Below are 14547 nucleotides of genomic sequence, written 5' to 3'. Positions count from 1 at the left end.
GCCCGTGGTCGTGCGGTCACGGGCGCTGAGGCATGTCCGGCTGAGGCGTGTTGCTGAGCGTTTCCGGGTCCGGTGTGGCGTCGCTGTCGGCGCGCGAGCCTGAGGCGAGGTTCGCCTCGAGGTCGGTGGGTGGGGTGCTGTCGGCCGTGCCGCCGGCGCCGCCACCGGAGAGGCGCGTGACCACCCAGATCAGCCCGACCCCGAGGACGATGAGTCCGAGGATGGTGACGGCCACCGCTGCGGCTCCGTTGGTCTCGGGGTTGAGGAACGGGTAGGGGTACCAGCCCACGATGTCGCCGCGGATCAGGCTGTACGCGGCGTAGGCGAGTGGGTAGATCAACCACAGCAGGGAGGCCCGGAACGACAGCCGTCGGTCTGGTCGGTCGAGGAGATAGTCGGCGAGCATCGCCACCGGCACGATGTAGTGCAGCACCGTGTTGTCCCACGGCACCGCCGTCAGGTCGACGCCCTGGAGGTTGGACAGCAGCAGGGAGAAGCCGATCCCGACGACGAGGATGTACACCGTCACGGCCGCGCGCAGAGTGGAGAACCTGTCGCGCTCGCCCGCGGCCAGTGCGACCGCGCTGAGGAGCAGGGTGACGACGACGAGGATGTTGCTCTGGATCGTGAAGAAGCTGAAGAAGTTCGCCGGCGTGAACACGCCTCGCTCGACGAGTGTCGCGATCTCGGTGACGATCGCGCTGAAGCGGAGCAGGGCGATGGCGATCCGGTAGCCGATGAGGAGCCGAGGGTCGAGCACGCGCTGATCGTACGGCTGCGCGCGCCCGTGCTACGTGCAGCGCAGGGCCGTGTATGTGGCCGACGGTGTGCACGCCTCGTCGTCGACGAAACCGAGCCGCCGGTACAGCCGGACGGCTCGGTCGTTGTCCCTCGCGACGGACAGGGTCACGGCGTCCCCGCGGGAGCGCGCGTCGGAGATCAGGTCCTGCACCACTGCGGTCCCGATGCCGCGGCCTCTCCACTCGGGTAACAGGGCGATGTCGACGAGATGGGTGCGGTCGGCTGCACGGTCGATCAGGACCCGGCCCACGGCTCGTCCGCCGACTTCGATGATGCTGTCCAGTGGTTGCGGATGCATGCGTGCGTGGGACGCGCGCTGGGCCCGCCACTGCATGGCCAGCAGGCCATCCAGTGTCGCCCGGGTGAGCCCGGCGGCCGTGAGCATCGGCCTGCGGTCGTCGGTGAACAACCGCTGGAGGAACGACGCGTCGGAGGTGAGTGCGGCGCGCTGACGGTGCCGGTAGGGCGCCTGTGTGGTCATGACCGCGGCGGGAAGATTCCCTGGAGGGCGATGCAGTAGCGGACCGTCGCATACGGCTGGAGGTTGCTGTGCGGCTGGCCACCGCCACTCATGCCGAGTGCGTTCGGTGCCAGAGCAACGCTCCCCACCGCCTCGTCCTGGTACTGACGAACAGTCGGCGCCGTCGCGGGCGCGGCGCCGGCAGGTGTGTTGGTGTTCGCCGGGCCGAGCGCGGTGACCGAGTGTCCATGTGCGGGGATCTCCGTCGTCAGCAGGGTGACCGTCTCGGAGCCGGTGACCTCTCCGACGAAACGGGTGCTCAGTCCCGGACCCTGGCCCTGACCCATCGGCGCGCTGCCCTGGAGGTCCGGCAGGGCGAAGGTGCTCTTGCCGTCACCTCCGTAGTAGGTGCCGATCAGCGCGAACAACGCCGTGTTCTGCGAGATGGGCATGAGCTGGCCGTTGCACTCGGCCCACCCGCGGGGGGCGAAGGTGAAGGCGAATGGACGGATCTCGCCGATGAAGGGATCGGACATGGTTGCCTCCGCAGGCTGGGCTCGGTCAGGACGGGCTGGGGTAGACGCCGTAGAGGCTGATGATGAAGCTGATCACGAGAGACGGCGCGACGTTCTCGTGCGGCTGGTTGCCCCCGACGGGCCAGACCCCCTGCGACGACATCGCGACGCTCGGCGCCGCGTAGGGCGCCCGATAGGTGTTCGTCACCGGATGTCCGAGAACCCGACCGGTTGGGTCGGGACTGAGCGACGTGTCGTCGGCAGCGAAGGCCTGGTGGGTGTGGCTCGCCATCGTGCTGGTGGTCAAGGTCACCGTCTCCACACCGCCGGACTCACCGAGGGCACGCGAGCTCAGACCCGGTCCCGCTCCGGCGCTGACCGGAACACGTCCGCGCAGGTCGGGTAGGCCGAACGTCGTCTGACCGTCCCCGCCGTAGGTGGTCCCGATGAGCGAGAAGAGGGCGTCGTTGTCCTGGATCGACACCAACGCACCGTCGCAGAACGCCCAGCCCTGAGGTGCGAAGTTGCCGGCGAACAGCCGGATCTCGCCGATGTACGGATCGGACATGGTGACTCCTAGTTCCGGGAGGGGAAGATCCCCTGGACGGCGATGCAGTACTGCACGGCGAGCCAGGGCTGCATGTTCTCGTGCGGGGCGCCGCCTCCGGCGGTCGCGACCGTCTCGGGTGCCATCGCAACCGGCGTTCCGGGTGCAGCCCAGGCCGGGTTCGTCGCCGAGGAGGCCGCGAGCAGGTTGTCCGCGGGCGTGGCTGTGTCCCCGGGCGTCGAGGACGCCACCCAGGTGTGGGTATGCGCGGGAAGCTGCTCGCTGCGAAGCGCCACGGTCTCGCTTCCGCCGACGGTGCCCTGCGGTTGTGTCGCTCCGGTGTGAATCGGCACGCGGCCGCGCAGGTCGGGCAGGGCGAAGGTCGTCCGGCCGTCCCCGCCATAGGTGGTCCCCAGGAGCGAGAAGAGCGCCTGGTTCTGGTTGATCGGCAGGATGCGGCCGTCGCAGGGCGACCACCCCCGTGGGATGACGGCGGAGGCGAAGGCCTTGATCTCGCCGAGGAACGGATCGGACATGTGGGTCTCCCTGCTCGCGGATCGGGGCATGTGGGTGGAGGTCGAGGGGCGGGGCGCCCAGTGGATGCGGTGGCGGATGCGGCGGTGGCGCCGTGGTCAGGGCGTGGTCGGGAGGAGGCAGGACGCGACGTTGACGGGCTGGTTGCCGAAGGTGAGGGCGACAGCGCCGGACTCTCCGCGGCCGGTCAGGTAGGCCGTGAGGGCGTTGTCGGTGGTGCCGGTGTAGCCGGGCAACCGGATGGTCGCGATCCCGAGCGTGTCGAAGGCGTGGGTGTTGGCGAAGAGACCGGCGGCGTTCGCGTAGCTGTTGTTGCCGAGGTCGACGCAGGTGTCGGTCACTCCGTCACCGGCGTTCGTGTCGTTGTCGTTGCCGATGAAGACGGCTCCGAAGAAGTTCGTGGCGAAGTCCGACGTCGTGTTGTCGTGGAACGTCAGGTCGAGGTCGCCGTTGCGCTGGTTCTGCGTGCGCAGCACTTCGACGGTGTTGCCGTCCGTGACCGTGTGCCCCCTGATGACGTTGTTCTGGATGGCGGCGCGCACGACCGCCGAGTCCTCTGCTGCCACGAACACCCCGGAACCGCCGCCGCTGCCGTGCAGCTGGCCCGCCACGCCGGTGATGGTGTTGCCGCTGACCGTGCCGCGGTAGATGCCGGTGCTCCCGGCTCCGGGCTGGTTGAAGCCAACGAGCCGCACGGCGTCGCTCGTCGTCGTCGTGACGACGTTGTTCTGGATCGTCGTTGTGGTGTTGCCGCCGCGACTGCCGAAGACCTCGGCAGCGATGCCGACCTGGGTCAGGGTGGAGTTGGTGAGGGTGCTGGTGTGGGTCTGGGTGCTCGCGGCGGATGCCGGGCCCGTGCTGACGGCGGCTCCGTTGATGAGACTGAACGTGCTGCCGGTGACCGAGACGGCCATCGTGCCGCCGACGTGGCGCAGCGAGAGACCCTGGAAGTCCCACTGCGAGAACGTGGACGTCGAGACGGTGACCGTGAGCGCGCAGTCGGCGGTCCCGTCGTGGGTGCATCCCTGCCGGTTGTCGAGCTCAACGGCTCGCTGGGCGCTGCCGACGATGAAGTTGCGCAGGGCGTACCCCTCGGAGAGGCTGATCGTCGACCCGGTGATGGCGAGGGTGCCCTCGATATCGGTCAACCGCAGACCCGAGTCCGTGACCAGGGCAGCCGCGTCGACGTCGTCGATCTCGCGGATCGTCGAGTTGACGATCGAGAGGTTCTGGGCGATGTGCGCCTGCACCCCGCTGTTGCCCGCGAAGTTGCCGTCGATGGTCACACCCGAGAGCGTGACGTTGCGGCTGTTGCGGATGTCGACTCCGTTGTCGCCGAACGAGGTGATGCTGCCGCCGCTCAGCGTGAAGCTCCCGGTGAGGTCCTTGATGAAGATGCCGTCACCGTTGCCGTCGCTCGTCGGCAGACCGCGGGTCGCGTCGAACGTCGTCGCCGCGCCGACGATCGTGTTGGCGATGGTGGCGGTCCCGATCGTGATCGCCGCCGAGCCGCCCGTGACGTGCACGGCGTTGCCGACGGCGGACGACGGGTTGGGGATCGCGGCGGAGGCGATGCCGACGGATCCGGTGAGGTTCGTGAGGATGACGCCGGGGCCGGTGCGCGCGCTGGTCGAGACGGCACCGACGTCGATCGTTCCGCCGCCGCCGGCCAGGTCCAGGGCCGGACCCTGCGCGGAGGAGACGACGCCGACGTCGTCGATGGTGACCGTGCCCAGCGACGCGCCGCGGATGCCGGCACCGGCCCCGGTGACCTCGACATCGACCCCGAGGACCCGGTTTCCGCTGCCCAGTGTGATGCCGTTGCCGCTGCTGGGGGTGATGTCCGGGTTGGGGCCACCGATCGGCGGAAGGGGGTTGGAGTGGGCCGGGACGGTCCGGCCGAGGACCGTCGCGAGGCTGGTGCCGGAGGCGCCTTCGCCGACGAGGCTCTGGTTCGCCCCGAGTGAGAGACCGGTCGGGTAGTCGGTGCCCGTCTCGGCGACGTAGACGTCACCGGTGGTCGTGCCGGCGGCGGCAGCGAAGGCCTCCGTCGACGGGAACGGTGAGAAGAGCGTCCCGGTCCCGCCGGCGGGTGCGCTGTTGTCGATGAACCAGATCGGGGCGTCGACGGTGAGGTTCACCGTCGCGGAGGTGCATGCCGAGCCGGGCACCCCACTGTCGCAGACCTCGTAGGTGAAGGAGTCACTCCCCGAGAAGCCCGGTGCGGGTCGGTAGCTGAAGGTGCCGTCAGCGGCGACCGCCACCGCACCGTCCTGCGTCGTGGCGCCGGCGCCGGGGGTGACCGCGAGAGGCAGTCCTGCAGGCCCGTCCGCGGCGTCGGCGGCACCGGCGAGGAGGTCGTCGGCGCCGTCCGGCACCGTGATGCCGACGTTGCCGATAACGCTGAACGGACCTGGCGCGGTGACCGTCGGCGGGTCGTTGACGGCCTCGACGACCACCGTGACAGTGATCGTGTCGGACGTCGCCGCGGTGTCGGTCACGGTGACGACGAAGGTCGTCGAGCCGTTGTAGTCCGGCGGTGGCGCGAAGGTCAGCGCTACAGAGTCGGCGCTCGTCGGCGGCGTGATCGCGGCGGCGCCGACCGCGGGGTCGGTCGTGATCGCCCAGGTGAGGTCGTCTCCGTTGACGTCGGTGGCGCTGAGGGTCAGAGCGAAGCCGGTCGGGGTGCCGTCCTCGCTCATCGTCACCGTCGTCGTGGGGCCTTGGTCGATGACCGGGGGGCTGTTCGGTGGCACGACGGTGACGGTCACGGTGGTCGTGTCCTGACCTCCGTAGAGGTCGTCCACTGCGACGACGAACGAGTCCTCGCCGTCGAGGCCGGCGTCGGGCAGATAGTCGACGGCGCCACTGACCGGGTCGACGCTCGCCGTGCCGTTCGAGGCGGCGGTGTCGATCGACCAGGTCAGGGTGTCGGGGACGTCGGGGTCGGTCGCGGTCAGGACGAGACCGAGCTCTCCGGGAGCAGCCGTGGTGAGCGTCTGGACGGGGATGGTCGCGCCCTGGTCGATCACCGGCAGGTCGTTCACCCCGGTGATCTCCACGTCGATGGCTGAGGTGTCCTGGACTCCGATCGCGTTCTCGATCGTCGCGGTCAGGCTGTCGGTGGCCGACCCACCCGGCGCGAGCGACTCGAACTGCCCGCTCGGATCGACGGTGACGGCACCATCGGCACCGACGGTGACGATGAGACCGGAGGGGAGCTCGACAGGCGTGCCGACGTCGGGCTCGACGCCGTTGACGGCCACGACCGACAGCGGACCGTCGAGGCCCACGAGGTCGTTGCCGAGGATGCCAGGGGCCGGCTCGAGGAGCACGGTGTCCTCGTCGGTGGACAGGATGTCGTCGACCGCGACCGGGCCGGCCGACAGGACGTCCACGAGGACGGTCACGGCGTCGGTCCCGCCGTTGCCGTCGCTCACCCCCACCACGAACTCGTCGAGTCCGGCGAAGCCGGTATCGGGCAGGTAGTCCACGAGTCCCGTCGTCGCGTCGACCGAAGCCACGCCGTCCATGGCCTGGGTCCGGATCGACCACGTGAGGACGTCCCCGTCGTCGATGTCGGTCGCAGTGAGCTGCAGGGCGAGGTCTCCGGCGACCGCGTCGCTGCGGGTCTCCACCTCGACCGGGTCGTCCTGGTCGATGGCGGGGGCGTCGTTGAGCCCGTCGATGTGGAGGGTGAGCGTGGAGGTCGCCGTGGCTCCCGAGGCGTGCTGCACAGTGATCGCGACCGTCTCGGTGGACCGTTCGCCCGCCGGTAGATGCTGTAGAGCCATGTCCGGGTCGAGCGAGACCGCACCGTCGGCATCGACCTGCAGGACGGCACCGGAGGGCAGCGCGACAGGCGCGCCCACGGCCGAGGCCGAACCATCGATCGCGGCGACACTGCGAGGCGAGCCGCCAGGACCGTCGTTGCGCAGGACTCCCGGGGCCGGGAGCGTGGTCGGTGAGTCCTCGTCGGTGGTGACGGCATCGTCGACCACTCGCGGGACGCCGGGTCCGCCCTTGGGCGGCTTGGGCGGCTTGGTTGGCTTCGTACCCTGACCGTTGAGCACATCACTGATGGCTGCCGCACTCACGACGCGAGAGGTGCCGGAGTCGACGACGGCCTGCGCGGGACCGCCGGCCAGAGCCCCGACGATGAGTCCGCAGCCGAGGAGACCAACAGGGATCGCGCGCCTCATCGGGCACCTCATGACCGTGGGCCGGAGTCCCGTTCGGCGACGTCCCGGCTGAATGTGATGCCGGTCACGCTACTGGGTATGGGCTGCCCCGCCCGTCGGATCCGGGCGACATGGGCCGAACGGCTGGATTCCGCAACCTTACGTGTGTAAGGTGTCACAAACGGTGCATGGGTGCCGATGAACCAGAGTCGACGGAGATGAGTCATGCGAGCAGCGGTGTACGAGCGGTACGGACCGCCGGAGGTCGTGTCGGTCCGGGAAGTCCCGCCACCCGTGCCGGGCAAGGGCGAGGTCCGCGTCCGTGTGCATGCCACCGCGGTGACGGTGGCCGATGCCCGGATCCGGGCCGCTCGATTCCCCCGCGGCTTCGGGCCGTCCGCGCGGCTCGCGTTCGGGGTGACCCGGCCGCGACGGCACGTCCTGGGGTCGTGCCTCTCGGGGGTGGTCGAGTCGGTCGGTCCGGATGTGGCGGAGTTCGCCATCGACGATGAGGTATGCGGGATGGCCGGATCCAGGATGGGCACCCACGCCGAGCTGGCAGTCGTCTCCGCCGACCGACTGGTCCGCAAGCCGACAGGTGTCTCGCACGACGACGCGGCGGGCGTGCTCTTCGGTGGCACGACGGCGTGGCAGTTCCTCCATGTGAAGTCCACCGTCTCCCAGGGTGATCGGGTGCTCGTCGTCGGCGGCTCGGGGGCGGTGGGCAGCAACGCGGTGCAGCTCGCCGCGATCGCCGGCGCCCACGTCACGGCGGTCACGAGCGCGTCGAACGCCGACCTCGTGCGCCGTCTCGGCGCGTCAGAGGTCGTCGACTACGGCAGCACCGACATCACCGCGCTGCCCGACCGCTACGACCTCGTCGTCGACACCGTCGGAACGCTGAGGAGAGCCACCGGGAGGCGGTTGCTCGAGCCCGAAGGCGTCCTGCTTCTGGTGGCCGGTGACCTGGTGGGCCTGATCAGCGCGATGACTGCTCGGAACGTCCGCGGTGGGGTGGCTGCCGAGGACACGGCGGACATGACCGCTCTGCTCGACCTCGTCGACGACGGTTCGCTACGGGTTCTCCTAGACAGCACGGTCCCCTTGAACGACATCGTCGCGGCCCACCGCACGGTCGACTCCGGGCACAAGGTCGGCAACATCGTCGTCCGACCACAGGAACGGCCGACGACGCCGGCGGCCGGCCACGCCCAGCGCGAGCGGTCCTCGTAGTGCGACCCGCTCGAGCCGTCGCCGTCGCCGCGACCTCCGGGCTGGTCGGCTTCCAGCTCGCGCTCGCCGCAGGAGCACCGTGGGGTCGGCTCGCCTGGGGCGGCGGACACGAGCGCGAGCTACCGTCGCAACTGCGGGCCGCGAGCGGGGTGTCGGCGCTCGCGTGGGCCGGAGCCCTCGCCGCCTCCGCGACCACCTCCACCTCGCCGTCGGTCACTCGGGTGCGCACCGCATACGCCGCCCTCGCCGGGGTGGGCGCGGTGATGAACGCGGTGTCCCCATCCCGACCGGAGCGGCTCTTCTGGACACCGGTCGCGGCCGCGATGGCCGCCAGTCTCTGGAGGCTGGCCCGAGACCAGGACGACTGCAGCGGCAGCCGCTGACCCGGCTTCCGTAAAACTCTTGTGCAAACTTGAACAAGTGTTGGCTCAAGCCTGACCTGATGTGACGAAGCATGAACATCAGGACATCGCCGCAGGCCAGGGGTGCAACCCTCGGATGACCATGAGTGAGTCGTCGGTCGCGGGGTCCTGTTCACATCCGCAACGCCCGCGGCGCACAGGGTGACAACTCAGCGAGCGCGGGCAGTGGGCTACCGTCCACGAACGCTGAGGAGCGACATGTCACATCCGAGAAGACGCCGCGTGCCCGCGGTGCTCGCCGCCGCTGCGCTCGCCGCGGCAGGCGCCGTCGGCGGCGCCGGTGGAGCCGCCGCCGCGCCAGGGGACGGGCCTGATCTCGACCGCTGGTCCGACCTGCGGCTCGACGAGCCGCTGAATGCAGCCGAGCTCGTCGTCGACGACGGCCTGGTCGGCACCGAGGGCGAGGTCCGGGTGAGCATCCGACTCACCGAGCCCGCCCTCGCCGTCGGCGGGGACGCCGGCACCATCGCCGCCGAGCAGGCCGCGGTCACCGCGGCGGTCGAGGCCGCCGGCGGCACCGTCACGAGCACCGTCGACCGGGTGCTGAACGGCGTCTTCGCGACGATCGACGGCGCGAAGGTCGACGGGCTCGTCGAGACCGGCGTGATCCGCTCGGTCAAGGAGGTCGCCGACTACCAGCTCGACCTGAGCGAGACGGTGCCCTACATCGGTGCGACCGCGGTGCAGGAGTCCGGCAACACCGGCGAGGGCATCACCGTGGCCGTGCTCGACTCGGGTGTGGACTACACGCACGTCGGGCTCGGCGGTGGCGGAACCGTGGCCGACTACGAGGCCGCATACGACGACCCGGAGTCCCGCGACGGTCTCTTTCCGACGGACAAGGTGGTCGAAGGTTTCGACTTCGTCGGCGAGACCTGGCCGAACGGCCCACGCACCGAGGACGACGACCCGATCGACTTCGAGGGTCACGGCACGCACGTCGCCGACATCATCGCCGGCGCGCTCGGCGTCGCACCCGGTGCCTCGATCATCGGCGTCAAGGTTTGCTCTGCGGTCTCGCCGTCGTGCAACGGTGAGGCACTCATCCTCGGCATCGAGTACGCCGTCGACCAGGACGTCGACATCATCAACATGTCGCTCGGCTCGAACTACGGCCAGGCCTTCGACGACGACCTCGCCGCGGCGACCGACGCGGCCACCGAGGAGGGCGTTCTGACCGTGGCATCGGCGGGCAACGGCTCCAACAAGCCCTACGTCACCGGCACGCCTGCCGCCGCCCCGACGGCGCTCAGCGTCGCCCAGACACAGGTTCCGGGCGCGGTGCTTCCACAGCTCAACGTGATCAACGGCGCAGGCGAGACCGCCCTCGTCATCAACGGGGTGTTCCAGGAGTGGTCGGCCGAGCCCGACGACGTCGTCGAGGGTGACCTCGTCTACGGCGACGGCAACGGCGGGAACCTCTTGGGCTGCGAGGAGTTCGCCCAGGACTTCGCGCCCGGCACGATCGTCCTCGTCGACCGCGGGACCTGCTCGTTCACCCAGAAGATCGCCACGATCGCCAACGCCGGCGGCGTGGCCGGGATCATCGGACTGGTCACCCCGGAGGCGCCCTTCAGCGGCGCCTACGACCCGGTGGCCTGCGACTCCGACAGCGACGGCTCGCTGGACTGCCAGGAGATCCCCGGCTACATGATCAGCCAGGCCGACAGCAACCAGCTCAAGGAGGGCATTCCCGACGGACTCCGTGTGGTCATCGACCCGACCGACGGCTTGGCGCTCGTCGGCACCGTGGTCGGCTCCTCGTCGCGCGGCCCGTCGATGAACTTCAACAACGCGATCAAGCCCGAGATCGGCGCCCCCGGCGCCTCGGTATCCGCCGTCGCCGGAACCGGTGACGACACCGCGCCGTTCGGCGGCACCTCCGGTGCTGCTCCGATGGTGGCCGGTTCCGCCGCACTCGTGCTCGCCGAAGACCCTGAGCTGGTCCCGGCGCAGGTCAAGGCCAAGCTCGTCAACACGGCCGAGACCGACATCGACACCGAACCCGGAGCCGGGCTGGCGCCGATCACCCGAATCGGCGGCGGCGAGGTGCGGGTCGACCGCGCCATCGCGGCCAGCGGCTCCGCGTGGGAGACCGAGGGCGTCACGCCCACGCTCTCCTTCGGCTTCGCCGACGTGCCGGACACCTGGACCGCGACCAAGACGGTCACGGTCGAGAACTACGGCGATGAAGCCGCGAGCTACTCGATCGCCGCGTCCTTCCGGTACGCGGACGACGAGGCGAACGGTGCCGTCACTCCGAGCCTGTCGACCGACCAGCTCACCGTCCCGGCGGGCGGCTCTGCCACCTTCGACGTCACCCTGACGGTCGACGGGGCCAAGCTGCGCGAGTGGACCGCCAACTCAGGTGCCGCGGGTGCGGACCCGGCGTGGCTCGACCTGCTCGAGTACGACGGCTACGTCACCCTGACCGGTGCGGGTGAGACGTCCGACCTGCACCTGCCGTGGCACGTCCTGCCGCGCAAGGCGGCGGACATCGACGTCGAGCAGGGCCGAGGCCAGGCGTTCACGCTGAGCAACGAGAGTGTGAACTCCGCGTCACTCGAGGTCTACAACCTGCTCGCCACCAGCGAGGACCTCCCCGAGGGTGGTCGCGGCGGTCAGGCTCCGACCCCGGACTTCCGGGCGGCGGGTGTGGCCTTCACCGAGGTGCCGACCGAGTTCTGTGAGAGCGGGCTCCTGGCGAGCTTCGCGGTGAACACCTGGGAGCGACAGACCCACGCGGTCGCACCGGCGCTCTTCGAGTTCAACCTCGACGTGGACAACGACGGCGCGCCCGACTACGCCGTCTTCAACGTCGACCAGTCGTTCCTCGGCGGGGCCCTCACCCTGGGCGACGGGCGCAACCTCGTCATCGCCCAGGACCTCGCCACCGGATCCGGCTCGGTGTTCTTCTACACCGACCATGAGACGAACAGCGCCAACACGGTGCTCAACGCCTGTGGTGAGCAGATCGGTCTCGACGCCCAGTCGATCAAGAAGCGCCAGGTGGGTGTCGCCTTCGCAGCCGACATCTACTTCGGTGGGCCCGGCGACAGCGTGGAGCTCGACTTCGGTGCGGGCAACATGCAGCCGCCCCTGCGGGTGGGCAACACGCCCGTCCGGTTCCTCGAGCTGGGCGCCGGCGAGACCGTCAACGCCCGGCTCTTCGCCAACAACCGGTTCACCAAGGGCGCCATGGTGATGGTGCGCGGTGGTGCTCCGGAGGGTGAGGAGACCTTCCTCCTGCAGCGCTGACAACCGCTGAAACCCACGACGAGCGGGAGTCCCGAGTAGGGGGCTCCCGCTCCGTCGTACCTCGGAGCACGATCGACCGGATGCGCTGCCGGGCGCGGGCGGCCAGTGGCCTCGGGACCACTCGCAGGCCACGACCCTTGACGCCGTCGCGCAGCCACAGCACAATGTCCGAATGGCGTTCGGGAATGCGAAGACAGTTCGGACAACCTCCGAACGCGTCGCTCGCCGCCAGGAACGCACCCGCACGGAGATCCTCGACGCCGCCTGGCAGGTGGCCGCGGACCATGGCATCGCGGGCCTGTCGCTGCGGGAGGTGGCCGCGCGGGTCGGTCTGCGCACGCCGTCCCTCTACTCGTACTTCGCCTCCAAGCACGACCTCTACGACGCGATGTTCGCCGCCGGCAACCGGGCCCTCATCTCGCACTTCGAGGCCCTCGACCAGCCCGCGGACACGCACGAGCGGGCCCGCGCATACCTCCGCGGTTTCGTCGACTTCTGTGTCGCCGACCCGGCGCGCTACCAGTTGCTGTTCCAGCGCGCCATCCCCGGCTTCGAGCCGTCGCCGGAGTCGTATGCGCTGGCCGAGCAAGCCTACGAGCTCGCCGTCCGCGCACCGCTGGCGGAGATCGGCGTGACCGACCAGGCCGCCGTCGACCTCGCGACCGCGGTCGGTGCCGGCCTGGCCGCACAGCAGCTCGCCAACGACCCCGGCGGTGACCGCTGGACCCGCCTCGTCGACCGGGCCGCCGACCTCATCCTCGACCACGCACCCAGGAGGACCCCATGACCACGTCAGCCCTACCGCGGATGAGCACCGAGCAGGCGCGCCTCCTCGCGCTGACCGAGTACGCCCGCTTCACGGACCTGCTCCGTGCCCTCGACCCGCAGGACTGGACCCGCCCGACCGACTGCGACCGTTGGGACGTGCGCGCCGTCGCCGACCACGTGGCGGGCGCCGCCAAGATGTATGCGTCGGTCACCCGCACCCTGGCCGCGCAGCTGAACGGGTGGCTGGTCGCGCGCAGGCTCGGCCTCGGCGAGCCGCTCGACGGGGTCAATGAGCTGCAGATCCGCGAGACCGCGGACCTGCCAGTGCCGCAGCTGATCTCGTTCATCGAGGAGTGGGCGCCGCGCGTCGTCGAGGCGCGCTTCTCCGTGCCGCGGCCGATGCGTCGGATCCCCGCCAAGGGGATGGGTATGACCATGCCTCTGGTCGACCTCTACGCCTATGTCCTGACCCGCGACGTGTGGATGCACCGGGTCGATATCTCCCGCGCCACCGGACGGGACCTCGTGCTCACCTCGGATCACGACGGCGCCCTCGTCGCCGACGTCGTCGCCGAGTGGGCGGGCCGGCACGGCCGGCCGTTCGAGCTCGAGCTCACCGGACCGGCAGGCGGTGCTTTCGGCGTCGGCCCAGCATTCGGCGAACGCATCGAGCTGGACGCCGTCGAGTTCTGTCGGACGATATCCGGTCGCTCCGTGGGCTCCGGGCTGCTCGCCGAGCCGGCGATGTTCTGACCGAGGGCGACGGACGGCAGGATGGCGCCTCGTCAGTGGCCGACCGCGATCTTCAGGGCGAGGACCGCTCCGACGACGACCATCACCCCGACGACGTTGAGCAGGACGCTGCGTGAGGAGGCTCCTGCCGACCGGGCGGTGAGATAGCCGACGGACGCCACGATCGCGAGCAGCAGCAGCTCGGCGACCAGGACGCCGGTCCGCCCGCCGAACAGCAGCACCGGCACAGCGGCGACGGCCACGACGGGCAGGCCTCCGAGCAGCTGGGCCCGCAGGATCGCCAGGCTCTCCGCGTCGAGCACGCCCCGGTTGAGCAGCCTGGTCGAGAGCCGGTACGCGACCTGATGCGCGAGGACGAGGCCGAGCGCCGTCAGTGCGACGGTGGTGGCGACCCGAGTTCGGGAGTCGTCGACGTAGTCGGTCGGCGTCGCGAGCAGCACGGCGAGCAGCGAGAAGCCGATGTAGAGCGCCATCGTGATGCCCTCGCGGAGCTGTTCTCGCTCGTGCCGGGTCGTCGTCGCGGTCTCATCCACATCGGGCATTCTCCTCCTGCCCTCGCCCGTGCTCGATGTGTGCTCATATCGCAGGAGGTTCCCAGGATGCTCTCAGGAAGGGACGGGACACTGAGACGTCCGTCCGCTCGAGCAGGAGCCAGATGAGCCGTCACGTCCCGCCCCGCGCACAGGCGCTGATCAGCGGCCTCGAGTCGTGGGCCCGCCGTGGCCGGGTTCGCTCCGTCGTCCTCAAGCTGTGCGTCAGCATCGCCGGCCCGCTCGTCGTCCTGGCAGGGATCGCGATGCTCGTGCTCCCGGGACCGGGCCTCGTCGTCATCACGCTCGGCGTGGCGCTCCTCGCGCTCGAGTACCCGTGGGCGCGCACCTCGCTCGGCCTGATCGGCAGCAGTCTCGGCCGTGCCCGCCGCGCCGTCCTTCCCCCTGACGCGTCCGGTCTCCGTCGGATCATCGGGGTCGCCTCCGCCGGGGCGGCGGTCGCGGTCACGACGCTCCTCACCGCCGCCATCAGCGGCTACGTCGGAACGGTGGTTCTGCTCTAGCGAGCCGCCGCGGCACCGGCC

Annotated in this window: 13 protein-coding genes; 6 read left to right on the top strand and 7 right to left on the bottom strand. The window is 70.2% G+C overall.

The window, feature by feature from the left end:
• Window positions 1-16: 16 nt before the first annotated feature.
• From GA707_RS11765 to GA707_RS11740, 6 genes are all read right to left on the bottom strand, one after another.
• Window positions 17-760, bottom strand: coding sequence for a Pr6Pr family membrane protein (locus GA707_RS11765; RefSeq protein WP_152178611.1), 744 nt, complete (start codon window positions 758-760; stop codon window positions 17-19).
• A gap of 30 nt (window positions 761-790) precedes the next feature.
• Window positions 791-1282 carry a GNAT family N-acetyltransferase gene (locus tag GA707_RS11760; protein WP_152178610.1) on the bottom strand — a complete coding sequence of 164 codons (492 nt, stop codon included), beginning with the start codon at window positions 1280-1282 and terminating at the stop codon, window positions 791-793.
• Window positions 1279-1797, bottom strand: coding sequence for a phage tail protein (locus GA707_RS11755; RefSeq protein WP_152178609.1), 519 nt, complete (start codon window positions 1795-1797; stop codon window positions 1279-1281). The genes GA707_RS11760 and GA707_RS11755 overlap by 4 nt, the downstream gene beginning before the upstream one ends.
• Window positions 1798-1822: 25 nt before the next feature.
• Window positions 1823-2344, bottom strand: a complete 522-nt coding sequence (locus GA707_RS11750) for a phage tail protein (protein WP_152178608.1) — start codon at window positions 2342-2344, stop codon at window positions 1823-1825.
• An 8-nt stretch (window positions 2345-2352) separates the two neighbouring features.
• Window positions 2353-2859 carry a phage tail protein gene (locus GA707_RS11745; protein ID WP_152178607.1) on the bottom strand — a complete coding sequence of 169 codons (507 nt, stop codon included), beginning with the start codon at window positions 2857-2859 and terminating at the stop codon, window positions 2353-2355.
• Between the two features lie 96 nt (window positions 2860-2955).
• Complete coding sequence (locus tag GA707_RS11740) at window positions 2956-7059, bottom strand: right-handed parallel beta-helix repeat-containing protein (RefSeq protein ID WP_193315304.1); 4104 nt, start codon at window positions 7057-7059, stop codon at window positions 2956-2958.
• A 204-nt stretch (window positions 7060-7263) separates the two neighbouring features.
• On the opposite strand from GA707_RS11740, the gene GA707_RS11735 reads away from it, so the two are divergent.
• The 5 genes from GA707_RS11735 to GA707_RS11715 all read left to right on the top strand — a co-directional run bounded on the left by GA707_RS11735 (window position 7264) and on the right by GA707_RS11715 (window position 13472).
• Window positions 7264-8271, top strand: a complete 1008-nt coding sequence (locus tag GA707_RS11735; RefSeq protein WP_152178605.1) for an NAD(P)-dependent alcohol dehydrogenase — start codon at window positions 7264-7266, stop codon at window positions 8269-8271.
• Window positions 8271-8654, top strand: a complete 384-nt coding sequence (locus GA707_RS11730) for a hypothetical protein (protein ID WP_152178604.1) — start codon at window positions 8271-8273, stop codon at window positions 8652-8654. The genes GA707_RS11735 and GA707_RS11730 overlap by 1 nt, the downstream gene beginning before the upstream one ends.
• Before the next feature lie 261 nt (window positions 8655-8915).
• Window positions 8916-11951 carry a S8 family serine peptidase gene (locus GA707_RS11725; RefSeq protein WP_193315303.1) on the top strand — a complete coding sequence of 1012 codons (3036 nt, stop codon included), beginning with the start codon at window positions 8916-8918 and terminating at the stop codon, window positions 11949-11951.
• Between the two features lie 172 nt (window positions 11952-12123).
• Complete coding sequence (locus GA707_RS11720) at window positions 12124-12738, top strand: TetR/AcrR family transcriptional regulator (RefSeq protein ID WP_152178602.1); 615 nt, start codon at window positions 12124-12126, stop codon at window positions 12736-12738.
• Window positions 12735-13472 (top strand): maleylpyruvate isomerase family mycothiol-dependent enzyme, encoded by a 738-nt coding sequence (locus GA707_RS11715; RefSeq protein WP_152178601.1) that lies wholly within the window; start codon window positions 12735-12737, stop codon window positions 13470-13472. Before GA707_RS11720 ends, GA707_RS11715 begins: the two co-directional genes overlap by 4 nt.
• A gap of 32 nt (window positions 13473-13504) precedes the next feature.
• On the opposite strand, the gene GA707_RS11710 is transcribed toward GA707_RS11715, so the two are convergent.
• Window positions 13505-14005 carry a hypothetical protein gene (locus GA707_RS11710; RefSeq protein WP_152178600.1) on the bottom strand — a complete coding sequence of 167 codons (501 nt, stop codon included), beginning with the start codon at window positions 14003-14005 and terminating at the stop codon, window positions 13505-13507.
• 122 nt (window positions 14006-14127) lie between these two features.
• On the opposite strand from GA707_RS11710, the gene GA707_RS11705 reads away from it, so the two are divergent.
• Window positions 14128-14526 carry a PGPGW domain-containing protein gene (locus GA707_RS11705; RefSeq protein WP_152178599.1) on the top strand — a complete coding sequence of 133 codons (399 nt, stop codon included), beginning with the start codon at window positions 14128-14130 and terminating at the stop codon, window positions 14524-14526.
• Window positions 14527-14547 lie beyond the last annotated feature (21 nt).

The sequence above is a fragment of the Nostocoides sp. F2B08 genome (assembly GCF_009184895.1).
Taxonomy (GTDB): Bacteria; Actinomycetota; Actinomycetes; order Actinomycetales; family Dermatophilaceae; genus F2B08.
This window is presented reverse-complemented; position numbering and strand designations above follow the sequence as displayed.